The sequence below is a fragment of the Streptomyces sp. NPDC054813 genome (assembly GCF_053611365.1).
The window spans coordinates 8707-30162 of record NZ_JBSHAF010000046.1; the positions used below are offsets into that span (position 1 = coordinate 8707).

The window sequence follows — 21456 nt, forward strand, 5'->3', positions numbered from 1 at the left end:
GGGGGGGGGGGGGGGGGGGGGGTGGTGGGGGTGGTGGTGGGCGGGCGGGGGGGGGGGGGGGGGGGGGGGGGGGGGGGGGGGGGGGGGGGGGGCGCGCGCGCGCCGGCGCCCCCCCCCCCCCCTCCCCTGGTCAGCCCTTGCCGAGGAGCTGCTTCATCTCCTTGATCTCGGCGTTCTGGGCGGTGACGATGTCACCGGCCAGGCCGGTGGCCGGGGCGTAGGCGCCCTGGGACCGCTCGGTGGTGGCCATCTCGACGGCGCCCCGGTGGTGTTCGACCATCATGGTCAGGAACATCGTGTCGAAGTCCGTCCCCTCGGCCTTCTTCAGCGCGGTCATGTCCGTGTCGTCCATCATCCCGGCCATGCCGGTGTGGCCGCTGTGGTCCATGCCCGCCATGGGCACGTCCTCGCCCCAGGCCTTGAGCCACCCGGACATGGTTTTGATCTCCGGGTCCTGGGCCTTCTCGATCCGGGCGGCGAGGTCCTTCACCCGGGTCGAGGAGGCCCGGCCGGCGGCGAGCTCCGCCATCTCCAGGGCCTGCCGGTGGTGGGGGATCATGCGCTGCGCGAAGGTCACGTCCTGGGCGTTGTGCGCGCCGGCGGAGCTGCCCGACGCGGACGCGCCGGCGTGTGCGGTGGCGGGTGTGCCGCTGTGGGCGGTGCCGTCGCCGCTGCCGCACGCGGTGAGGGCGAGGGCGGCGGTCGCGGTCAGCGCGACGAGGACGGCACGGGTACGGGTACGGCTGGTGCTCATGCTGAATCTCCTGCGGTGGATGTGAGGGGGCACGCGGGAGCATGACCGCGGCGCGGTACGCGCACGGCCGGCTCGGGTGCCTCTAGATCCGCAGGAGCTGGAGTTCGGCCAGGTCGGGGGGTGCGCGGGCGCCGTCCGGTGGTGTGGCCGGGCGGGAGCCGGCCGGGCGGGCGGCCGCGGGGACGGGTACCGGGTCCGGGACCAGGGCCGGCAGCGCCGGTCCGCCGCTCACCGCGCCCGAGGCGCAGGTCGCGTCGGCGTGGTGCGCGTGGTTGCCGCCGCACTGGCCGTCGTCGCCGGAGCAGCCGTCGTACGCGGTGACCATGGCGGTCATGGGCGAGACCCGCTCCTGACCGCGGTGCCCGCCGGAACCCATGGCACCGCCGGGTGCCAGCGCATGCATGGCGAGCAGTCCGGCCAGCAGGCCGAGCACGAGCAGGGCTCGCCACCGCCGGTGCGGCGGGGGCGGGGTGGGCTGCTCGGTGGGGCACATCGGGGTCATCCTATGCACGGTCTGAGCGCGGACCGGGACGGACACGTCCCCGACCCGCCGCGGTCGCCTTCGCCGCCGCCCGCAACCCGGCTCGCGTCGGCCGTCGTAAGGGCACGGACCGAGCTGCCCGCCGAACCGGATCGGCGGCTCGGGGAGTCCGCCCTGTCGTGACCCCGGCGAACGGCTCCCCCGGCACGCCACGCCGCCACCAAGGCTCCGTAGCGTTCGCGAAGTTCGCGGTCGGCCTCGGCCGCGCTCACGCGACTGCCCAGCGACGCCGACACCTCGGCGACCTACACCGCCGCCAGGTCCCGGTCGCCGTCCGAAAGGAGCCTCACCAGATCAACGGTGGTGTCCGGCTTCGCCATGCGGATGCCCCTTCGGTATTCGCATATGCGTGCCAACGGCATGGCGTGCGCAGCTTACGGCGCGCGTTCCGAGGTCAGCCTTCCAGCGCTTCGCGCACCGTCGGACGGCAGGGGATGAGAGCGTCGATGCCGACGAGTTCCAGTACCCGCTGGACGGTCGGTTGCGCACCGGCCACCCGCAGCCAGCCCTGGGCGTCCGTGGCCGCGCGGTGAGCGGCGATGAGCGCGTTGATGCCGGCCGAGTCCATGAAGGTCAGCCGGGTGAGATCGGCGACGGTCCGCGGGAACGCGTCGGTGGCGGGCGGGTTCAGCGCCTGCCTGGCGAGATCGCGTGTGGTGTGGTCCAGTTCGCCGCGCAGGGCGACGACCCTGACGCCGTCGAGGACGGATTCGCTGACTGTCAGTTGGCCACGCTGGTCCGGCTGGGCGTCTGTCACGGAGTCCTCGACTGCGTTCGCTGGAGCGGCTGGACCGCCAACTCCTGTGCGAGGAGTCAGCGCTGATACTACGGGGAACAGCGCCCGTAGGACCGGGCACTTGGAGTAGGAACGAGCAGGAGGCGCGGCGCGCGGATCAGGTGCCGACGGACGATGGGAACGAAGGTGACGAAGCGTGGAGTCTGCCGGCAGTGAAGGCGCAGGAGAGCCGAGTCCTCGTCCGATAGCCACCGCCGTCCCGTTGGACGGCGACGACGCCTGTATAGGCGAAGCACGTCATCTCGCCACGGACTTCCTCGGCCGTGCCCGGACGGACCACGGTGTGGCCGTGTCGGCGCGGGCCGTGGACCTCACCCGGCTGGTGGTCAGCGAACTGGTCACCAACGCCCGCAAGTACGCCCCCGGGCCGCTGTGGATGGAACTGCGCATCGCGGACGAGGCCGTGGAGGTGACCGTACGGGACAGTGCCCGTGCACAGCCCGCCGCCCGGCCGGGAGATCCCGGAAGGGTCGGTCAGCACGGGCTGGAGATCGTCATGGCCGTCGTCCAGGGGTTCCACGTCCGCCCCGAACCCTCCGGCAAGAGTGTCATAGCCCGGATCGCTCTGACCGACGGCCCGGTCGGCGATGCGCGTCGGGCCGACTCACCGTCAGGCCCCCGCTGAGCGCCGCAAGCTCGTTCGGGCGCGAGGCCGGATCATCCGCGAAGAGGGCGAACCGGTCCCGGACCGCGTGACGTCGCCCACTCCCCCCCTCGGATCAGGAACCGTTATGACCTCGACCCGGATGAGACGTTTGTTCGGGCGCGATCGGTGCACACGATGAGCTGACACAGCCTTTATCCGAGGAAGCGGAGACGCACCATGGGCATCATCGCGTGGATCATCATCGGCCTGCTCGCCGGCGCCATCGCCAAGGCCCTGATGCCGGGCAAAGACCCTGGCGGCATCATCGTCACCATGCTCATCGGCATCGTCGGCGGTCTGCTGGGCGGCTGGCTCGGCAAGGTGATCTTCGGCGTCGACTCCATCGACGGGTTCTTCGACCTGTCCACCTGGATCGCCGCAATCGTCGGCTCCCTCATCCTGCTCCTCCTCTACCGCCTCGTCACCGGAAACCGGCGCTCGCACCGACACGCATGACCCGCTGAAGCCACCCGCCTGCACCACCTGAACGGCTCCCTCCCTGGTTCTCGGGACGGGAGCCGTCGGCGTCAGGACCCGGAGTTCCGACGGACGCGAACGGCCGGGATGCCGTGTTCGTGGAGGGGGCCGACCTGCCAGCCGCGAGCCTGGCAGGCGTCGAGGATGCGGGGCAGCGCGCCGAGGGTGGTGCGCCAGGAGCCGGTGGCGGAGGTGCAGTCGGAGTCGTGCAGCAGGATGGTGCCGCCACCGCGCAGGTCTGTCAGGACGGTGTGCTCGACGGACTGTGGGGTGGCCCGCCTGCGCCAGTCTTCGCCCCAACAGGTCCACAGCACCGGGGTCAGGCCGAGGCGGCGGCAGGCCAGATGGGTGACCGTGGTCATCACCCCGTACGGCGGCCGGAAGAGCGTCGGTGGCCTGCCGGTGACGTCGCCCACGGCATCGCGGGCCCGGGCGAGGTCGTCGTACGTGGTGCGGGGACCGCGGAGCAGCAGGGGGCGGTGGTGCCAGCCGTGTACGGCGATCTCGTGCCCGGCGGCTGCCATTTCCTTCGCCAACCCGGGTGAGCGGACCAGCATCGAGCCGAGCAGGAAGAAGGTGGCCCGCACCCCGCGCGCGTCGAGAATTCTGAGAAAGTGCGGGGTGGAGAGGTGGTCGGGGCCGTCGTCGAAGGTGAGGGCCACGTGGTCGGGCCGGCCCTGGCCGGCCAGGCGGGGCATGGCCGTGTTCCGCAGCGGGCCGAGCGTGGAGATCCCGGGTGCGGCGTTCAGGGCGGCGAGCGCGGGCAATGCCACGGCCGAGGCGAGCGCGGTGGCACGGGCCAGGCGGGCCGGGGTCATCGTCCGTCTCCGTCCAGGTAGTGGGCGACGGCGTTGAAGCGGGCGGGCGTTTCGTTGTAGGCGTAGGCGAGTGGGGCGGCGACGCCCAGGAAGGCCGTGGCCGCCACGGTGACGGCCGTCAGGGCGATCCGTCGTCTCGCGGGGAAGCGCTTCGGTGGAGTCGGTGTGCCCGGCGTGGACTGTGGCCCGGTTCTGGCGGCGATGGCGGATATCGGTCCGAGGGCCGAGCGGTGCAGGGCAAGTCCTGCCGCGCGCTGGTCCTCGCCGCGCGGTCCGTGCAGGAGTTCGGCCAGCATCGGGCCGAGGGCTGCCGGATCGCGGATCCAGGCCGCCAGGCCCGCCTCGTCGAGGGCGGCGGCGTTGGTGTGGCCGTGACCGGGGATGCAGCGGTAACTGACCACGGGCAGCCCTGCGGCGAACGCCTCCAGTGACGTCAGCCCGCCGGCGTTCTGCACCAGGACGTCGCAGGCGTGCATCAGGCCCGGCATGTCGTCCACCCAGCCGAAGGCGTGCTCGATACCGTCCCGGCGCAACTGGTCCGCGAGGGCCTGATTGCGCCCGCACACCACCACGGGTACCGCGACTCCGGTCTCCTGTATCTCGGCGGCGGCCCGTCGCACCGGGCCCACTCCCCACGATCCGGCGACGAGCAGGGCGAGGGGCCCGTGCTCGGGCAGGGCGAACCGGTCGCGGGCGGCGGCCCGTTGTCCGGCGTTGGCGGGGGTGAATCGCCGATCGGTGACGGGGCCGGCGACGGTGACGGCGGCCGCGCCCTGCGCGTGGGCCTGGGCCGCCGGTACGGGGTGCACGGCCAGATGGGCGTCGATGCCGGGGGCCACCCACAGGGCGTGGACGGAGAAGTCGGTCAGGTAGGTGAAGGCCGGAACGGTCAGCAGGCCGCGCCGGCGGAGCGCGCCGAGGACCTGGCTGGCTCCCGGGTAGGTGGAGACGACCGCGCAGGTATCCGGCGCGAGCGCCCGCAGTGTGCGCTGCTCGGCAGCACGGAACAGTGTCCGCCACACCACACCGGGGCGTGAAGCCCGGTCGGTGGCCGCGTACAGGCGCTGATAGCCCTCCGGCATCCAGGTCAGCATGCGGTGGTAGGTACCGCAGAGCAGGCGGCCGGCCTGAGCGGGCAGCAGGTCGAGGAAGTCATGCCGGTCCACCCGGAATCCGTGCTCGGTGAGCCTCTGGGCCAGCCCCGCGGCCGCGCCGTCGTGTCCCGCGCCGACGCCGGCGGAGATGATCGCGATCCGCCCGGTGCCCGGGTCCTGCGGCGGTGCGGCGGACGGCGAAGGCACCGGCTCCGGCACCAGGTCGTCGCGGTGGGGCACGGTCGATCAGCCTCCTGACGGGATACGGGGCGCGGCCGGGCATGCTCCGGGCCGGACGGCACCGCGGCAGGCCGAGGCCGCGCCTGCGCGCGATCCAGGGCCACGACTCGATCGCGGTGGCGCCGAACACCGAAGCTACTACATGATGTAGAACTTAGGGAACGGCCACCAGGCCCGAGAAGTTCGAGCACCCCCGGGCTCAACGCCCCAGGGGTGGGCGCAAGTGAACCTACTACAAGACGTAGAGGTTGGCCCCCGTCGTCGCCGCGGTCATGGCCGCCGGACCGCTGCCCGCCACCATCGAGCGGCTCCGCACCCGTCGAACCGGCAGGACCACGGCCGTATCCGGCCGTGACGCTCCCGCGGCGGAAGCACGGACCCGGTCCGCACCGAGCCCCGGACGCGCGAGGCGCCGTCGACCGGCGGAGTCCGGCCACCACGCGTCGCGTCCGCCGCCCGACGGGCCGCCATCCGCGGCACGCCTCGACCGGCCACCCATCTACAAGATGTAGTAGATTTACCGGGCAGCCATCTTCGCATCAGCGCAATGTCACCAAGGCGCCATCGCGCAGGCGGGAGCCGTTCGGCTGCGCGGCCCCGAGCCACGTCGTCTCGTGCTCGTCCCGTCCTCTGTCGGCGTACTCATACGGAGGGACGTCCCGTTATGGCCGCGGCCGCCACCGCGCGACTGGCATTCGACGGATCCGGCATCGACGGATCGTTGTTCACCTCAGTCACCGACTTCGCCCGCGCCACGACCTGGCTCAACGCGCCGATGGAAGTGTGGACCAACTTCGGACTGGGCGTCTTCGCGATCCTCATGATCGCGGGCTGGTGGACTGCCCGGCGCCGCGGCGCACAGGCGATGACCCTCGCGCTGGCCGCGCCGGTGGCCGTCGTGATCGCCTTCGCCGCCGCCGAGATCGTCAAGAGGATCGTGGCCGAGGTGCGGCCCTGCCGGTCGATGCCGCACGCCTATCTCGTCGACACCTGCCCCGCCCCCTCGGACTACGCCTTCCCCAGCGGGCACAGCACAGTGGCCGCCGCCTCGGTGGCCGCGTTGTTCCTGCTGGACCGCCGGCTGAGCGCGATCGCCGCCGTGTTCGCCGTGGTGGAGGGCTTCAGCCGGGTCTACGTCGGTGCCCACTACCCCCACGACGTCCTCGGGTCCGCGGTCCTCGCCCTGCCCGTCGCCTTCCTGATCAGCCTGGCGTCGCGCCGCTGGGCCACCCCGCTGATCGACTCCCTGAGCCATGGGGCACTACGCCCGTTCCTTACGGCCACACCCGCCGTGGCCACGCAGTCCGCCCTGTGACTTCGATGGGCGGCCCGTAACGGCCACGCCCGGTGACACGTGCCGCGGCGGCGCGCCCAGCCAGGGAAGACAGGGCCCGCTCACAAAGGGCAGGATCCCCCGCGCGCCTGCCGCCGAGGCGGACCGGCCCGGGCACTGCCGACGGCATGCGGGTGCGGCGGCGCAGATGGGCAGGCGGGATTGGACTCGGTGGGCACAGCGTGGGCGACGGCCCTGCGGTCACCGACGCACTCAGCGGCCTCCTCGTCGGCCCAGCGCTCCAGGACGAACTCACCCGCGACGGTCACCGGCCGCAGCAGCGGATTCAGCGCGGCCGTGAGCCGCCACAGGCTCTGGAAGACGTGGTGGCGCCCGCGCAGATGCGCCCGCTCGTGCGCGAGCAGCGCCTCACGCTCGTCGTCGCCGAGGCAGCACAGCATCCCCCGTGAGACCACGATCCGCCCCGGCGCCCCGGGCAGCGCGAAGGCCAGCGGGACGTCGTCGTCGACCACCGCCAGCTCCGTCCGCCCCGGCAGATGGGCGCACTCCCGCCGCGCCCGGACCAACTGGCGCGCCTGTCGTACGGCGGCCACGACCAGCGAGACCACGCAGGTGACCAGCACCAGGGCGCTGCCGGCCGCGACGACCAGGTACACCGGGTCCTCGGCGCGCAGCGCCGCCACCGACCAGCGGCCCTCCTCGGCGATCTCCGGGACCTGCGCCACGCCGGAGAAGGCCAGCAGAGCGAGCGATCCCGCCCAGCCGACCGCCGTCACCAGCGCGGCGCAGGCCAGGGCCCAGGCCGCCCGGCGCGGAGGAAGCCGACGCGCCACGGGGGCGGCGAGGACCGCGAGTGCGGCGGTGACGAGGAACGGGATGTAGACGCTGATCAGCACTGGTTCACCGCTTCCCGCGGGGGCGCTTGCTCTCGGCGGGTGTGGTGCCGTGCCCGGACAGGATCTGGTGCAGCAGGTGCTCGTCCTGCTCGGACAATTCCGAGACGAAGCGGGCCAGCACCGCCTCACGGTCGGAACCGCCCGCCAGCAGGGAGTGCATGCGCTGGGCGGTGTGGGACGCCTCGTCGCGGGCCGGTTCGTAGGCGTAGCCACGGCCCTCGCGGTGCCGCACGAGCATGCCCTTTTCGTACAACCGGGACAGGATGGTCAGGACGGTCGTGTAGGCAAGATCGCCCGGCAACCGTTCGCGGACCTCCCGCGCGGTCTGCGGGCCTGCGGCGGCCCAGAGCGCGGCGAGCACATTGCTCTCCAACTCTCCTCGCGGCGCCACGCACGGGCCGAGCGGCCGTCGACGGCGGCGATCCGACGGACGCGGAGCGGCGGCCGCCGGAGCCACTGCCACTCCTGGTCGCGGCCTTCACCTGGGGGTCGGCGTATCTCAGGCCGCCTTCGCGCCGGACGCGTCCCGGCGGGAGACGGCGAGGTAGCCGACGAAGCAGACGATGGCGGTGGTCCAGGCGAGGGTGACCGGTGCCAGTCCGAGCCCCAGGCCGCCCCGCGTGTGGCCGAGCGCCATCCAGTCGGCGAGGGAAGCGCCGAGGGGGCGGGTGATGACGTACGCCGTCCAGAACGCGGGGACGGCGTTCAAGGCGCCGAAGCGGTGGGCAAGCCCGGGAAGACAGATCGCCACGGCGAAGAGGACGACCGAGCCGAGATAGCCGAATCCGATGGTCGCGGTGAGATCGCCGGCGGCCGTGCCGAGGGCGAAGGTGGCCAGGACGGTTGCCCAGTAGAAGAACTCGCGGCTTCGGGTGTTGATGCTGTGGATGGACAGGGTGCGCTCGACGGCGTACCAGAGGACGAAGACCGCGGCCAGCGTGATGAGGAAGAGCGGCGTCGACACGGTGTAGGGCACACCGAGACCGATGTGCAGCACGTCGGCGGCCATCGTGCCGAACACGCTGACCATGACAACAGCGGTCCAGTACACCCAGGCGATGTACCGGCGGACCGCGAACTGCACGGTCAGGGAGACCGCCAGGGCGAGACCACCGAGCCCGACCGCCGGCACCGGGCCCAGCACCCGGGCCAGAAGGTCGGATGCGGTTTCGCCCATCCCGGTGGTGAGCACCTTGATGATCCAGAAGTAGACAGTCACTTCCGGCACCTTGTTCGCCATGGTGCGCAGGGGGTCGAGGGGGCGGTCGTCGAGGAGACGCTCTGTGGTCATGGCCCGCACGATGGCACGATCAACTCCCGGTGCCACAGATGCCTTTGCCATTGTTTTGAGGCTTCTGGTGCATGAGTTTCACAACGCCACCGCCAACCTGACAGCAACCTGAACGCCTCGACAGAGCCCCTGGTCAGGATGGCCGGAGCGATGATAGGAGGGCGCTTTCGCCTGCTCGGTGAGGGCGTTTCGCCGTCCGTCCGCTCACCGATCCGAGGGCGCGTCCGCCGGCACTCGGGCTGTCGTGATCGTCATAGGGGTGCCGGTGACCGCGATGAGACAGGTCCGTGGCTGCACCGCGCGGAAACCGCCCGGAGGTCTGACGACGTAGTCGGCGGAGGAGTGCGGGGCCAGGGCGCCGGGGCCGGCGGCGACGGTCCACCAGTTGGAGGCACCCTGGCCGGTGCGGCTGGCAAAGTGCGGGACGAGTCGCGTCCCCGTGGTGTTGACGGCGCGCACGTCGATGGCGGTGATCCCGACGCGTGCGTGGTGGGTGGCGAAGCGCACCGCCAGGGTCATGCGCAGTGGCGGTGAACTGGCGGCGGCGACCACGACGCACGGCAGGACCGGCGCGAGGAGCGCCGTGGCCAGAGCGGTCTTGGCACGCTGGCCGGCGAAGCGGGACAGACGCGTCCTCCGACCACCCGGGCGCGTGCGGCACTCCGGGCGATCGACCAAGCGAGTACTACATCATGTAGAGGTAGGCGTACGGTGAGAACGCCACAGGAATCAGGCTCCACCTTCCGGCCTGCTCAACGGGCACCACTCGGCGGACACCTGCCCTGCGTCCGGGGGCACCGTGACCGACCAGGCAGGTGACAGCCGAGGCCGCCCGGTCCATGCGCACCATCTGCGGCACCCTGCTGGACGACGACGCACGCCCGGCTGCGGATCGGCCGGCCTTTCCGCTCCGTCGGCTACGAGGTGGCAGCCCTGCGCTCCCGGACCTGCGCGTAGGTCATGAGGCCGAGCAGAACGGCCAGCAGGACGGCCGAGGAGCCGGCGGTACCGAGGTTCAGTCCGCCCTTGGCGACCGGCTTGGTCAGGAAGTCGCCCGCGGTCGCGCCGAGCGGGCGGGTGAGGACGAACGCGATCCAGAACAGCAGGACGTTCGGCACCGCCGGCACCTTCATCAGTACGGCCAGGAGGGCGAGCGCCCCGGTCACCAGCAGCGCGCCACCGGCGTAGCCGAGCCCGGAACTGTCGGACAGGAAGTCGCCCATGGAGGTGCCGAGGGTGTTGGAGACGAGGATCGCCGACCAGAACAGGGCCTCGCCGCGGAAGGTGACGATGTCGCGGATCTGGAAGGTCATCCCGCTCAGCCACCAGACCGCGAAGATGACCAGCAGGATCGAGATGAGGATCGCCGCGCCGACCGGGTAGCCGAGGCCGAGGCCCTGCGGTCCCCAGCCGAGTGAAGTGGCGCCGCCGGAGAGGTACTTGGTGCTGGCGTCGCGGTTCATGAAGTCGGACATGGTGGTGCCGGCCATGCTGGTCGACAGGATGACCGTCCAGTAGAAGAACGGGTTGTAGCGGTGGGAGCGGAGCTGGACGACGAGCGTCACCACGAAGATCAGGAACAGCGCGATCGTGGTGAGGAAGTAACCGAGCTTCAGGGTCTGCGCGAAGAGGTCCCCGGCGGTCTCGCCCAGCGTCGTCGCCGCGATCTTCATGATCCAGAAGGCGAGGGTGACTTCGGGCAGTTTCTTCATCACCGATTTCGTCGTGCTCGCGACGTCGAGGTCGGTGAGGGCTTCCGGCTGCTGCAAGGTGGGGGGCTCCTTGTGTGGTCGGACAGCGGGGCGCGCCCCGCGATGGGGGCGAGCGCCCTGCCGGATGGACGACCGCGACGGCGCGATCGCAACCACCGACCCTGACAGGGTCGGCCCGAACACTTCCTGAATGCCTGTCACATGCCTGGTCAGACCGCGTGTCGTGCCGTCTGCCGAGGCTGCGCCACGTCCTTCCGGGTCACCGCCGGATACACCACCAGGCCGAGGATGACCGCGAGGAAGAGTGCGCTGGTGACAACGGTGCCCAGGCCCAGGCCGCCGTCTCCGGTCGGCTGGGAGAGGTAGTCACCGATGGAGGCCCCGAGCGGGCGGGTCAGGATGTAGGCGATCCAGAAGCTCCACACGGCGTCGAGCCCGAGCGCGAAGTGGGCCGGCGCAACGGCGGCGATGACCAGGGCGAACAGGCGGCCCGATGGTGCCTCGGCGCCGGCCGCTGAAGGCACCGGGGTATGTGATGTCTCGTGTGCCATGAGGCCCGACCGTGCCACGGACCACCTGAACGCATCCTGACCGTCGTACCGCGTCGGCCGAGCGCCGCGTCGGCCGAGCGCCGGGTCGGCCGCTGAGCCAGCGAATCAGACACTCGACGGTACTCCTCCGCGCATGTCCCAGGTAGATTGAAGATCCCTCGGACAGGCCCACACCCGATGTCGGGCACCGACGACGACAGCCGTCGCCAGAGCCCCGCCCATTGCCCAGCCACATCGCAAGGATGAGGGAGTCACGTGCACAACAAGGCGGAGCGGTGCTCTGTCGACCTGCGCCACACCGACCAGGCGCCTGACCAGCCGTCAGGCCAGCCGGTAGAGGGTCAGCATGAGGCCGACCGAACATCGCACCGGACGACGACGGGCGCACCTGAACCAACTGCCGTGTAACCAATACTGACCTGGGGTAACACCAGCTCGCAGGGGAGCTGGCAAAGTGAGGGGCGAGCCGTGTTCTACCACCTGCTCAAGTACGTGCTGCTGGGGCCGCTGCTGCGGCTGGCGTTCCGGCCCCGGATCGAAGGTCTGGAACATGTGCCCGCGTCGGGCCCGGCCATCGTGGCCGGCAACCATCTCTCCTTCGCCGACCACTTCCTGATGCCGGCCGTCCTCAAGCGGCGGATCACCTTCCTCGCCAAGGCCGAGTACTTCACGGGGCCGGGCGTACGGGGCCGGCTGACCGCGTTCTTCTTCCGCAGCGCCGGACAGATCCCGGTGGACCGCTCCGGCAAGGAGGCCGGCCAGGCCGCGATCCGGGAGGGGCTCGGGGTGCTGAGCAGGGGCGAGCTGCTGGGCATCTATCCGGAGGGCACCCGCTCGCACGACGGCCGGCTGTACAAGGGCAAGGTCGGCGTGGCCGTGATGGCGCTGCGGGCCGGTGTCCCGGTGATCCCCTGCGCGATGATCGGCACCTTCGAGGCGCAGCCGCCGGGCAAGGTCATCCCGAACATCCACCCCGTGGTGATCCGCTTCGGCAAGCCTCTCGAATTCTCCCGCTACGCCGGGATGGAGAACGAGAAGGCCGTCCTGCGCGCGATCACCGACGAGATCATGTACGCCATCCTGACCCTCTCCGAGCAGGAGTACGTCGACGAGTACGCGGCCGTCGTCAAGGCCGGGCAGGCGGCGACGAAGGGCATCAGGGAGCGCAAGTTCCCGCGCGCACCGTTGAGTTGACCTCGTACAACGAGGGGCGGCAGGAGTGTTCCCGCCGCCCCTCGACGCCGTTGCGGACGGATTACGGCTGCGGTGTCGCGTGCGGCGTGCAGGTGACGTCCGCGCCGTCCAGCTTCCCGGTGAGCAGGTAGGTGTCGACACGGCTGTTGATGCACGGGTTGACCAGGCCGGTCACACCGTGCGAGCCGGCGCCCTGTTCGGTGATGAGGCGGGAGCCCTCGAAGCGCTTGTGCAGGTCGACGGCGCCCGGGTACGGGGTGGCGGCGTCACGGGTGGACTGCACGATCAGCACCGGCGGCAGGCCCTTGTGGGTGGTGACGTGCACCGGGGTCTGCTGCTTGACCGGCCAGGTGGCGCAGGGGAGGTTCAGCCATGCGTTGGCCCAGGTCATGAAGGGGTACTGCTTGTTGAGCTCGGTGTTGTCGCGGTCCCACTTCTTCCAACTGGTGGGCCACTTGGCGTCGGTGCACTCGACAGCGGTGTAGACGGCGTTGCCGTTCTCCGACGTGATGTTGCCCGCGGTGTCGGAGAGGTCCGGGGCGGCCGCGTCGACCAGGGCCTGGGTGTCACCGGCAAAGTACTTGCCGAACACCGTGGCGACCGGGACCCAGGAGGAGTCGTAGTACGGCGCGCTCTGGAAGAAGCCGATCAGCTCGGCCGGTCCGACGACCCCGCCGATCGGGTTCGCCTTGGCGGTGGCACGCAGCTGGAGCCACTTGGCCTGGACGGCGTCCCGCGTGGTCCCCAGGTGGAAGGCGGAGTCGTGCGCGGCGACCCAGTCCTCCCAGTCCTTCCAGCGGCCCTCGAAGGCGACGTCCTGGCCCAGGTTGGCCTGGTACCAGATGTTCTCCCGCGACGGGCCCACGACACTGTCGACGATCATCCGGCGCACGTGCCCCGGGAACAGCGTCCCGTACACCGCACCGAGGTAGGTGCCGTAGGAGACACCGAGGTAGTTGAGCTTCTTCTCGCCGAGCGCGGCCCGGATGACGTCCAGGTCGCGGGCGGTGTTCGCGGTGGTCATCTGCTGGAGCATCGCCCGGCCGGTGCGCTCGGCACAGCCCTTCGCGTACTCCTTGGCGAGCTTGCGCTGCGCGGTCTTGTCCGCCTCGGTGTCCGGCACCGGATCGGCCTTGGGGGCCTTCACGAACTCCTGCGGGTCCTCGCAGGAGATGGGTGCCGAGTGGCCGACACCGCGCGGGTCGAAGCCCACGAAGTCGTACGCCTTCGAGGTGTTGACCCACAGGGGGTTCTTGGTGGTGACGCGGAGCGGGAAGCGCATTCCCGAGCCGCCCGGGCCGCCGGGGTTGTAGACGAGCGCGCCCTGGCGCTCCGCCTTCGTCCCCGTGTTGCCTATGCGGTCGACGGCGAGCCTGATCTGCTTGCCGTAGGGCTTCGCGTAGTCGAGCGGCACGCTGACCCAGCCGCACTGGACGGGCTTCGTCAGGGCCCAGTCGGCCGGGCAGTCGGCCCAGTCGATCCCGGCCTTGGCGGCATGCGCGGCGGCGACGGCCGCGCCCCACTGCTCACGGTCCTGCCCGTGCCGGGCCTCGGCGCCGGACGCGGGCGCCGCGAGCGCACCGGTGATCAGGCTCGCGGTGACGAGCGCCCCGGCCGTACCGAACGCGAGTACCCGGCTCCTCGATCTGAAGTTGTCCCTCAAGTGGGCCCCTCCCCGTACTTGGTTACGAATAGTCAGGGGGGATCCTTCCGGCTGTGAACCTCCTGAGAACAGGGTGTGACAGCCGTCTTTACCAATCCGATAACCGGACGATCACGTCCCGCTGAGCGGATCAGCCACCGAGGTGGTCCAACGCTTCGTCCAGCACCCGCCGGAGCAGCAGCGCGTCGGCCGCCACCGCACTCACGAGCACGGCGGGCCCGGCGAGCGGAGTGAGCGCCGCGCACTCCCCCAGCATCCGGGCCACCACCGGCTCCGCCGCGAACTCCGGTCGCACGACGACGAGCTGGCCCACCGCGCGCCGTCCCGCCAGTACAGCCGGCCCGTCCCAGCCGCCGGGCGCCCCGGGTCCACAGGCCAACTCCTGGTCGAGGAGCGCTCTTCCGGCAACGCGCACCGTGAGCCGGCTGGTGAGGCGCCCGGGCTCCTCCCCCACCCGCCCGAGCACCTGCTCCTCCCGCAGCACCAGCCGGCCGGCCGGCCCGACGTCGACACGGGTGGAGACGTACAGGTCGCTCGCCTGCGCGGAGATCAACTGCTCGGGCAGCCAGCGCAGTTCACCACCGTCGGCGACGTCGAGGCGCACGTCGTACCGGGCCTCGCCCTTGAGCTGGCCCGGCAGCGCGATGGTCGCCGCGGCCGAGCCCACACACAGCCGGGCCCCGTCCTCCACCCGGGCCTCGATCCCGAACCGGTCCCCGCCGAGCGGCCCGCTCATCGCCCCGACGACCATCACCCGGGCCTCGGCCCCGCTCCCCCGGGTGCGCCGCAGCGCGAGCGGCCCCTCCCCCTCGAGCACGGGAAGCGAGGTACCGCCCCGGCCATCGCCCCGGGCGACGATCCGCGCTCCGGCGCGCACCCCGGTGAGGGTCATGCCGTCCACGCGCCGAGCCGCTCCCGCACCCACCGGGCCACGTCCGCGACACCGGCGTCGCCACGCAACGACTGGAAGACGACCGGCAGTTCGGCCCGCTGCGCCTTCGCGTCGGCGGCCATCCGCGCGAGGTCCGACCCCACGTAGGGAGCGAGGTCGGTCTTGTTGACGATGAGAAGGTCGGCGGTGGTGACACCGGGGCCGCCCTTCCGCGGGATGTCGTCGCCACCGGCCACGTCGATCACGAAGATCTGCGCGTCCACGAGCCCCTTGGAGAAGGTGGCCGTGAGGTTGTCCCCGCCCGACTCGACGAGGATGAGATCCAGTGGCCCGACCTCGTCCTCCAGGTCCTCCACGGCTTCGAGGTTGGCCGAGATGTCGTCCCGGATCGCGGTGTGCGGACAGGCTCCCGTCTCGACGGCGGTGATCCGCTCGGGCGGCAGCACGGCCTCCCGCAGCAGGAACTCGGCGTCCTCACGCGTGTAGATGTCATTGGTGACGACGGCCAGGGACAACTCGTCGCGCAGGGCCCGGCAGAGAGCGGCGACGGTAGCCGTCTTCCCGGATCCGACGGGCCCACCGAGCCCGATACGAAGGGCACGCCGTGATCCGTCGGGACGCCGGGCGTCGGCGCTGACGGCGGCAGGGCCGTGGTGGTGGTTGTGGTCGAGATGCATGTACGGCTCCTTCATGGGATTGGCCCGCTTCGCAGCCCGTCCGGCCTTTGCGGACGAGGCCGTTCAGGCCGAGGCGGGGTCTGGGGACGGCAGGGGGGCGTACCAGCTAGGACGCGAAAAGCCGCACCGCCCACCCGGCATGCCACTCCGCCCCGATCTCCAGCAACGGCGCGGAACCCGCGGGCAGTTCGTCCACCCCACCCCCCGCGGCCCCCCGCCGCGCCGCCTCCACGGCCCGTTCCACCACCCGGTCCACCTCGGGCGCCAACCGAGCCAGCACGCCCGTCGCCTCGAACGGGTCCAGACTCAGCAACCGCACGACCGCCGTGGCCGGCCCGCTCACGCACTCGTACGCGGCGCAGTAGGCCGCGTCCTCGGCCGAGAGCCCCGCCGCCCGGGCGACCACTCCCAACACCACCGGCTGATGAGCACCCTTGGGGAACTCCTGTGCCAGGGCGTCGAGCTCGGCCCCCGGCCAGGTGACCCGCGCGGCCCGCAGCAGCTGTCGCCCGAGCCTGCGAGCCGTGCCCCGGAGCGCGGGCGACGGCGTCCGTGCGTCCGCCGCCGCGTCCAACTCCCGTACTTCGAAACCGAGTACCGCGGCCGCGGCGAACGCACCCGCCACCAGCCCCGCCGTGTGCAACCGCCCCCGGCAGAACTCCTCCAGACCCGCCGCCCCGGTGATCCGCCCGGCCTTGACGGCCGCCTCCGCACCGCCGGAGTGCGCATGCCCCCCGGCGGGAAAGCGACCGTCGGCCAGTACCAGCAACGCTGCCCGAGACATCACAGACACCGGCTCTCAGAACAGGAAGTAGCGCTGGGCCATGGGCAGTTCGGCGGCCGGTGCCGCCTCGACCAGCTCTCCGTCGATGTACACGGCGAAGCTGTCGGGGTCGACCCGCACCCTCGGACGCGCGTCGTTCTCACGCATGTCCGCCTTGGTCACCCCACGGGTCGACTCGATGGCGACGAACCGCTTCCCGAGCTGCAACCGCTCCGGCAGCCCGTCCTCGATGGCCAGCGGGGCGACGAAGTTGAAGGAGTTGGCGGCCGGCGCCCGCCCGATCGCCCCGTACATGGGGCGCGGCAGAATCGGCTGGGGGGTGGGGATCGACGCGTTGGCGTCGCCCATCTGCGCATAGGCGATCTGGCCGCCCTTGACGACGAGGTGCGGCTTGACCCCGAAGAACGCGGGCTCCCACAGCACGAGGTCGGCAAGCTTACCGCTCTCGACGGACCCGATCTCACGGGCGAGCCCCTGGGCGAGCGCCGGGTTGATCGTGTACTTGGCGACATAGCGCCGTACCCGGTGGTTGTCGGCCCGTCCGTCGCCCGGCAGCGCGCCGCGCCGCCGCTTCATCACATGCGCGGTCTGCCAGGTCCGCAGTATCACCTCGCCCACGCGCCCCATGGCCTGCGCGTCCGAGGAGATGATGGAGATCGCACCCAGGTCGTGCAGGATGTCCTCCGCCCCGATGGTCGACGGCCGGATCCGTGACTCGGCGAAGGCCAGGTCCTCCGGCACCGCCGGGTTCAGGTGGTGGCACACCATCAGCATGTCGAGGTGTTCCTCGGCGGTGTTCACGGTGTACGGCCGCGTCGGATTCGTCGAACTCGGCAGTACGTGCGGCTCGGAGACGACCGTCATGATGTCCGGCGCGTGCCCGCCACCCGCACCCTCGGTGTGGTAGGCGTGGATCCCGCGCCCGCCGATCGCCGCGAGGGTGTCACCGACGAACCCGGCCTCGTTCAACGTGTCGGTGTGGATGGCCACTTGGATGCCGGTGCGGTCGGCGACGGTGAGGGCCGCGTCGATGACCGCGGGGGTGGACCCCCAGTCCTCGTGCAGCTTCAGCCCCAGCGCCCCGCCCCGGATCTGGGAGACCATCGCCTCGTGCGAGACGGTGTTGCCCTTGCCGAGGAAGCCGATGTTGAGCGGGTACTGCTCCATCGCCTCCAGCATCCGGGCGAGGTGCCACGGCCCCGGGGTCACGGTGGTGGCCTTGGAGCCCTCGGCGGGGCCCGTACCACCGCCGACCAGCGTGGTGATCCCCGCGGCCAGTGCCTCGTCGGCGATCTGCGGGCAGATGAAGTGGACGTGCGCGTCGACACCGCCGGCGGTCAGGATCTGCCCGTTGCCGGCGATGACCTCGGTCTCGGGCCCTATCACCAGCTCCGGGTGGACCCCGTCCATGGTGTCGGGGTTGCCCGCCTTGCCGATGCCGGTGATCCGGCCGTCGCGGATGCCGACGTCGGCCTTGACGATGCCCCAGTGGTCGATGATCACCGCGCCGGTGATGATCGTGTCGGGGGTGCCTTCTGCGCGCGTAGCGCGCGACTGGCCCATGGATTCGCGGATGACCTTGCCGCCGCCGAAGACGGCCTCGTCCCCGGCGAGCCCGGGCCCGCCGGAACGATCCTCCTCGATCTCCACGATCAGGTCGGTGTCGGCGAGCCGGATCCGGTCGCCGGTCGTCGGTCCGAACAGGTCGGCGTAGGCGGCGCGGGAGATCTCAGGCATCGAGGGCACCTCCGGTCTCCCCACGCAGCCCGGGAACGACCCGGGCCCCGGCGAGGGGGACGAGTTCGACGTCGACGGGGATGCCGGGCTCGAAGCGGACAGCGGTGCCGGCGGCGACGTTCAGCCGCTTTCCACGCGCGGCGCCCCGGTCGAACTCCAATCCGGGGTTGGCCTCGGCGAAGTGGTAGTGGGAGCCGACCTGGACGGGCCGGTCGGCGGCGTTGAGGACGGTCATCCGGGTGACGTCGCGGCCCTCGTTGTACACGATGGGCTCGTCGGCGAAGAGGATCTCTCCGGGAATCATCGGCGGCCCCCTCAGACGATCGGGTCGTGGACGGTGACGAGCTTGGTGCCGTCCGGGAAGGTCGCCTCGACCTGGACGTCGTGGATCATCTCGGGGATGCCCTCCATGACGTCGTCCCTGGTGAGGAGCTTGCGCCCGGAGGCCATGAGCTCGGCGACGGTACGGCCGTCACGGGCGCCTTCGAGGATGTGCGACGTGATGAGGGCGACCGCCTCGGGGTGGTTCAGCCGCAGTCCGCGGGCCCGGCGCTTCTCGGCGACGTCGGCCGCCACGTGGATCAGCAGCCTCTCTTGCTCGTGCGGGGTCAGTTGCACGTCCCACCTCACAGTCCTCGCTCCGGACCGTGCGGGGTCCGATTGCCGCAGCCACCGCGACAGATCGGGCTCAGGAACCCGACCCGGATACGAAAACCCCTGGTGGCGTGGATCGGCAGGCTAGTTCGCCGGAGTTTCGACGACGTTAACCGGACCTTGATCGTCTGATGACCGGTGCATGGGCCGCGTCCCGGCGCGCACCACCCGCGCCGTCGGCTGCCACTCCACCGCCGCCCGCACGCCCGGACGGGTGAACACCGGGTCGCCGGAGGCCGTCGGCACACGCGTCGGCCCTCCCCCGACGTTCCGGGGGAGGGCCGATGTCACGGCAGGGGTCGGGTCAGGAGCCCGCGGCGCCCCGGTGCTCGGCCGTGATGCCGAAGCGGCCGCGCTCCGGGCGTACGGCGGCGGTCTCGCGGACCGCGGAGACCGCGCTGACCACCTGGCCCTCGGCGGCTTCGGAAAGCTCTTCGAGGCGCTCGAGGTCGGCGGCGGAGACGAGGGCGACGAGAGGCTTGCCGTGCCGCGTCACGACAACGCGCTCACCGCCGTACACCACCCGGTTGATCAGTTCGGCGAGCTCAGCCCTGGCTTGCGTCACCGGAATCTCGTAGGCCATGCCCCCAGCTTACGGGGCACCCCGGACAACACATCTTGTTCGGCGACAGCGGAATCCCCTCACCGCACCCACCCGAAGTTCTGTACGTCCTGTACATTTCTTACGGAGAGTCAGGCCGCTGAGACAGCTCAGCCGCGAGGAGGGGTACGCCATGACCCGACCGTCCGCCCGCTATGTCCTGCCCGAGTTCACCGAACGCACCAGCGCCGGGCAGCGCACCCTGGATCCGTACTCGAAGCTGCTGGAGGAGCGGATCGTCTTCCTCGGCGCGCCCGTCGACGAGACCTCGGCCAACGACGTGATGGCGCAGTTCATGTACCTGGAGCACGCGGCGCCGGAGCGGGACATCTCGCTGTACATCAACTCTCCGGGCGGCTCGTTCAACGCGATGGCCGCGATCTACGACACCGTCCAGTACGTCACCTGTGACGTGGAGACGATCTGCCTGGGGCAGGCCGGGGCGTCGGCCGCGGTGCTGCTCGCGGCGGGCACCCCGGGCAAGCGCTCCATGCTGCCGGGTGCGCGCGTGGTGCTCCAGCAGCCCTCGCTGCCGGAACCGGTACAGGGCCAGCCGAGTGATCTGGTCATCCGGGCGGCGGAGTTGGACCGGACCCGCGCGCTGCTCGAAGAGATGCTCGTCCGGCACACCGGGCGCACACCGGCCCAGGTACACCAGGACCTGGAGCGGGATCTGGTGCTGGACGCGCAGGCGGCGCTGGCGTACGGACTGGTGGACCGGATCGTGCCCAGCCGCCGGACCTCGCTCGGTCTGCCGGACGCGGGGTGAGCGGCCGATGCTGCCACCGGAGCTGCCGCCGCTGCCCGCGCTGACCCGCGCCGAGGGCGAGTTGATCGACCGTTATCTGGACGTGGTCGACCTGCTGGGCCGAATCAACCCGGCGCAGAACGAGGACACCTATCGTGGGCTGCGCGCCGCGCAGGCGCTGGTGCGCGCGGCGGCGGAGCTGCGCGACGCGCTAGCCCTGATGCATCGACGGGGCGAGACGGAGCTTCACGAGGACACGTTGGCACGGGCGTTGCGGGTACTCGACGGCGAGCGCCGGACCGCGCGCGTCGCACTCCCGCCCGACTGCGTACGGTGACGCCCGGCGAAGTCCGCAGCGACGCGTCCACCGGTCGGCCGGACCGGAGTTGAAACGACCCAAAGGGGTTACCGCCGTTCGGCGGAGGATGGCGTGGTTTTACCTGACCGCCGGGCCCGCTCAAGGTGCGTGCTCACAGGTGCCCGCGGAAGGCTTCGTTGCAGGTCCGGGGCTACGTCGGGCAGTTGACGAATAATCGAACACAGTGCTGTCCACCCGAACGGGTGGGTGGTGAGTAACCCCACAAATCCACGGTTGCGTTGGGATTTTCGGACACGGTTGCGTGAAGATCCCTGTCTGACGACAAGCCCCCGCCACAGCGGCGGGGCGATCCGGGCGGACGCCGAGTCCTGCCGCCGCCCGGATGCCCGGTCGACGGAAGTGCATCGGCAGGAGTGGAGGACCCAAGCACGACGGGTCGCCGGAACGGTCGCAGCATGACCGGGCCGTGCAGCCCTTGGGGTGAAGCCGTGGCAACGCGGCCGGGCAACTTCGCCAGCCCGAATCCGACAGGTCATCCTTCACAGGCGGCTGACGAAGGGTTGCGCATGACTGCGCTCAATCGTGTCCCGTCGCTGATGGCGCGGGCCGGCACGGCCTCGGCGCTCACCATCGCCGCCGTGGGCGGTTCCATCGTGATCCCGGGTGTCGCCTCCGACGCCTCGGCCGCCACGATAGGGACGAAAGCACTTCGGATCGCGGCCTCGAAGAAGGGCTCGCCCTACAGCTGGGGTGCCACCGGACCGAACCGGTTCGACTGCTCCGGGCTCACGCTGTACTCGTTCAAGAAGGCGGGCAAGAAGCTCCCGCGTACGGCGGCCCAGCAGTACAACAAGACCCGTCACATCTCGGCCGGCAACCGCAAGGCCGGGGACCTGGTCTTCTTCCACTCGGGTTCCAGCGTGTACCACGTCGGCATCTACGCCGGGAAGGGAAGGATCTGGCACGCCCCGAGGACCGGGGACGTGGTGAAGCTCCAGAAGATCTGGACGCGAAGCGTCTGGTACGGCCGGGTCAGCTGACCCGCTCAGCAGCACCCAGCGGCCGGCCGGCGGGAAC

Annotated in this window: 25 protein-coding genes, 1 pseudogene and 1 riboswitch; of the genes and pseudogenes, 7 read left to right on the forward strand and 19 right to left on the reverse strand. The window is 71.2% G+C overall.

Features of this window, described 5'->3' with window-relative positions; all coding sequences use genetic code 11:
• Nucleotides 1-130: 130 nt before the first annotated feature.
• The 3 genes from ACWGJB_RS47845 to ACWGJB_RS47855 form a co-directional block, all read right to left on the reverse strand.
• Nucleotides 131-754 carry a DUF305 domain-containing protein gene (locus ACWGJB_RS47845; protein WP_453386317.1) on the reverse strand — a complete coding sequence of 208 codons (624 nt, stop codon included), beginning with the start codon at nucleotides 752-754 and terminating at the stop codon, nucleotides 131-133.
• A gap of 82 nt (nucleotides 755-836) precedes the next feature.
• Nucleotides 837-1247 carry a DUF6153 family protein gene (locus tag ACWGJB_RS47850; RefSeq protein WP_453386343.1) on the reverse strand — a complete coding sequence of 137 codons (411 nt, stop codon included), beginning with the start codon at nucleotides 1245-1247 and terminating at the stop codon, nucleotides 837-839.
• Between the two features lie 442 nt (nucleotides 1248-1689).
• Nucleotides 1690-2052, reverse strand: a complete 363-nt coding sequence (locus ACWGJB_RS47855; protein WP_453386318.1) for an STAS domain-containing protein — start codon at nucleotides 2050-2052, stop codon at nucleotides 1690-1692.
• A gap of 241 nt (nucleotides 2053-2293) precedes the next feature.
• On the opposite strand from ACWGJB_RS47855, the gene ACWGJB_RS47860 reads away from it, so the two are divergent.
• A complete protein-coding gene (locus tag ACWGJB_RS47860; protein WP_453386319.1) occupies nucleotides 2294-2716 on the forward strand; it encodes an ATP-binding protein in 423 nt (140 codons plus the stop codon).
• Nucleotides 2717-2914: 198 nt separating this feature from the next.
• Nucleotides 2915-3193: a GlsB/YeaQ/YmgE family stress response membrane protein gene (locus ACWGJB_RS47865; protein ID WP_360494825.1), complete on the forward strand. Its 279-nt coding sequence runs from the start codon at nucleotides 2915-2917 to the stop codon at nucleotides 3191-3193.
• Between the two features lie 71 nt (nucleotides 3194-3264).
• Here the strand turns inward: ACWGJB_RS47865 and ACWGJB_RS47870 are convergent, their stop codons facing one another.
• Together ACWGJB_RS47870 and ACWGJB_RS47875 are read right to left on the reverse strand one after the other, a co-directional pair.
• The gene (locus ACWGJB_RS47870) at nucleotides 3265-4032 is read right to left on the reverse strand and encodes a polysaccharide deacetylase family protein (RefSeq protein ID WP_453386320.1); all 768 of its coding nucleotides are present in this window, start codon (nucleotides 4030-4032) and stop codon (nucleotides 3265-3267) included.
• Nucleotides 4029-5366, reverse strand: a complete 1338-nt coding sequence (locus ACWGJB_RS47875) for an MGDG synthase family glycosyltransferase (protein ID WP_453386321.1) — start codon at nucleotides 5364-5366, stop codon at nucleotides 4029-4031. The genes ACWGJB_RS47870 and ACWGJB_RS47875 overlap by 4 nt, the downstream gene beginning before the upstream one ends.
• A gap of 664 nt (nucleotides 5367-6030) precedes the next feature.
• Between ACWGJB_RS47875 and ACWGJB_RS47880 the strand changes: the two genes are divergently transcribed.
• Entirely contained in the window at nucleotides 6031-6681 is a 651-nt protein-coding gene (locus ACWGJB_RS47880) for a phosphatase PAP2 family protein (RefSeq protein ID WP_453386322.1), read from the forward strand.
• Between the two features lie 80 nt (nucleotides 6682-6761).
• Here the strand turns inward: ACWGJB_RS47880 and ACWGJB_RS47885 are convergent, their stop codons facing one another.
• From ACWGJB_RS47885 to ACWGJB_RS47910, 6 genes and pseudogenes are all read right to left on the reverse strand, one after another.
• Complete coding sequence (locus ACWGJB_RS47885; protein WP_453386323.1) at nucleotides 6762-7556, reverse strand: M56 family metallopeptidase; 795 nt, start codon at nucleotides 7554-7556, stop codon at nucleotides 6762-6764.
• 4 nt (nucleotides 7557-7560) lie between these two features.
• A complete protein-coding gene (locus ACWGJB_RS47890) occupies nucleotides 7561-7929 on the reverse strand; it encodes a BlaI/MecI/CopY family transcriptional regulator (RefSeq protein ID WP_453386324.1) in 369 nt (122 codons plus the stop codon).
• A 126-nt stretch (nucleotides 7930-8055) separates the two neighbouring features.
• Nucleotides 8056-8847: a COG4705 family protein gene (locus ACWGJB_RS47895; protein WP_453386325.1), complete on the reverse strand. Its 792-nt coding sequence runs from the start codon at nucleotides 8845-8847 to the stop codon at nucleotides 8056-8058.
• Between the two features lie 204 nt (nucleotides 8848-9051).
• The gene (locus ACWGJB_RS47900; RefSeq protein ID WP_453386326.1) at nucleotides 9052-9525 is read right to left on the reverse strand and encodes a hypothetical protein; all 474 of its coding nucleotides are present in this window, start codon (nucleotides 9523-9525) and stop codon (nucleotides 9052-9054) included.
• A gap of 239 nt (nucleotides 9526-9764) precedes the next feature.
• A complete protein-coding gene (locus tag ACWGJB_RS47905; RefSeq protein ID WP_453386327.1) occupies nucleotides 9765-10616 on the reverse strand; it encodes a COG4705 family protein in 852 nt (283 codons plus the stop codon).
• Between the two features lie 152 nt (nucleotides 10617-10768).
• A pseudogene (locus tag ACWGJB_RS47910) lies at nucleotides 10769-11053 on the reverse strand (hypothetical protein); the annotation flags it as partial.
• A gap of 525 nt (nucleotides 11054-11578) precedes the next feature.
• Between ACWGJB_RS47910 and ACWGJB_RS47915 the strand changes: the two are divergent.
• Nucleotides 11579-12304 carry a lysophospholipid acyltransferase family protein gene (locus ACWGJB_RS47915; RefSeq protein WP_453386328.1) on the forward strand — a complete coding sequence of 242 codons (726 nt, stop codon included), beginning with the start codon at nucleotides 11579-11581 and terminating at the stop codon, nucleotides 12302-12304.
• 61 nt (nucleotides 12305-12365) lie between these two features.
• On the opposite strand, the gene ACWGJB_RS47920 is transcribed toward ACWGJB_RS47915, so the two are convergent.
• The 8 genes from ACWGJB_RS47920 to ACWGJB_RS47955 all read right to left on the reverse strand — a co-directional run bounded on the left by ACWGJB_RS47920 (nucleotide 12366) and on the right by ACWGJB_RS47955 (nucleotide 19294).
• Nucleotides 12366-13967 carry an alpha/beta hydrolase gene (locus ACWGJB_RS47920; protein WP_453386329.1) on the reverse strand — a complete coding sequence of 534 codons (1602 nt, stop codon included), beginning with the start codon at nucleotides 13965-13967 and terminating at the stop codon, nucleotides 12366-12368.
• A gap of 130 nt (nucleotides 13968-14097) precedes the next feature.
• Complete coding sequence (locus ACWGJB_RS47925) at nucleotides 14098-14859, reverse strand: urease accessory protein UreD (RefSeq protein ID WP_453386344.1); 762 nt, start codon at nucleotides 14857-14859, stop codon at nucleotides 14098-14100.
• Nucleotides 14856-15536, reverse strand: a complete 681-nt coding sequence (ureG, locus tag ACWGJB_RS47930) for an urease accessory protein UreG (protein WP_453386330.1) — start codon at nucleotides 15534-15536, stop codon at nucleotides 14856-14858. The genes ACWGJB_RS47925 and ureG overlap by 4 nt, the downstream gene beginning before the upstream one ends.
• 106 nt (nucleotides 15537-15642) lie before the next feature.
• Entirely contained in the window at nucleotides 15643-16320 is a 678-nt protein-coding gene (locus ACWGJB_RS47935; RefSeq protein WP_453386331.1) for an urease accessory protein UreF, read from the reverse strand.
• A gap of 15 nt (nucleotides 16321-16335) precedes the next feature.
• Nucleotides 16336-18057, reverse strand: a complete 1722-nt coding sequence (locus tag ACWGJB_RS47940; RefSeq protein WP_453386332.1) for an urease subunit alpha — start codon at nucleotides 18055-18057, stop codon at nucleotides 16336-16338.
• The gene (locus tag ACWGJB_RS47945) at nucleotides 18050-18361 is read right to left on the reverse strand and encodes an urease subunit beta (RefSeq protein WP_360494882.1); all 312 of its coding nucleotides are present in this window, start codon (nucleotides 18359-18361) and stop codon (nucleotides 18050-18052) included. Before ACWGJB_RS47945 ends, ACWGJB_RS47940 begins: the two co-directional genes overlap by 8 nt.
• A gap of 11 nt (nucleotides 18362-18372) precedes the next feature.
• Nucleotides 18373-18675, reverse strand: a complete 303-nt coding sequence (locus ACWGJB_RS47950; RefSeq protein WP_037782101.1) for an urease subunit gamma — start codon at nucleotides 18673-18675, stop codon at nucleotides 18373-18375.
• Nucleotides 18676-19015: 340 nt separating this feature from the next.
• Nucleotides 19016-19294, reverse strand: coding sequence for a type II toxin-antitoxin system Phd/YefM family antitoxin (locus tag ACWGJB_RS47955; protein ID WP_453386333.1), 279 nt, complete (start codon nucleotides 19292-19294; stop codon nucleotides 19016-19018).
• A 151-nt stretch (nucleotides 19295-19445) separates the two neighbouring features.
• On the opposite strand from ACWGJB_RS47955, the gene ACWGJB_RS47960 reads away from it, so the two are divergent.
• The 3 genes from ACWGJB_RS47960 to ACWGJB_RS47970 all read left to right on the forward strand — a co-directional run bounded on the left by ACWGJB_RS47960 (nucleotide 19446) and on the right by ACWGJB_RS47970 (nucleotide 21419).
• A complete protein-coding gene (locus ACWGJB_RS47960) occupies nucleotides 19446-20081 on the forward strand; it encodes an ATP-dependent Clp protease proteolytic subunit (protein WP_453386334.1) in 636 nt (211 codons plus the stop codon).
• Between the two features lie 7 nt (nucleotides 20082-20088).
• Nucleotides 20089-20397, forward strand: coding sequence for a hypothetical protein (locus ACWGJB_RS47965; RefSeq protein ID WP_453386335.1), 309 nt, complete (start codon nucleotides 20089-20091; stop codon nucleotides 20395-20397).
• A 372-nt stretch (nucleotides 20398-20769) separates the two neighbouring features.
• A riboswitch (cyclic di-AMP (ydaO/yuaA leader) is annotated at nucleotides 20770-20942 on the forward strand.
• A gap of 3 nt (nucleotides 20943-20945) precedes the next feature.
• Nucleotides 20946-21419 carry a C40 family peptidase gene (locus ACWGJB_RS47970; RefSeq protein WP_453386336.1) on the forward strand — a complete coding sequence of 158 codons (474 nt, stop codon included), beginning with the start codon at nucleotides 20946-20948 and terminating at the stop codon, nucleotides 21417-21419.
• The last annotated feature ends 37 nt before the right edge of the window (nucleotides 21420-21456 follow it).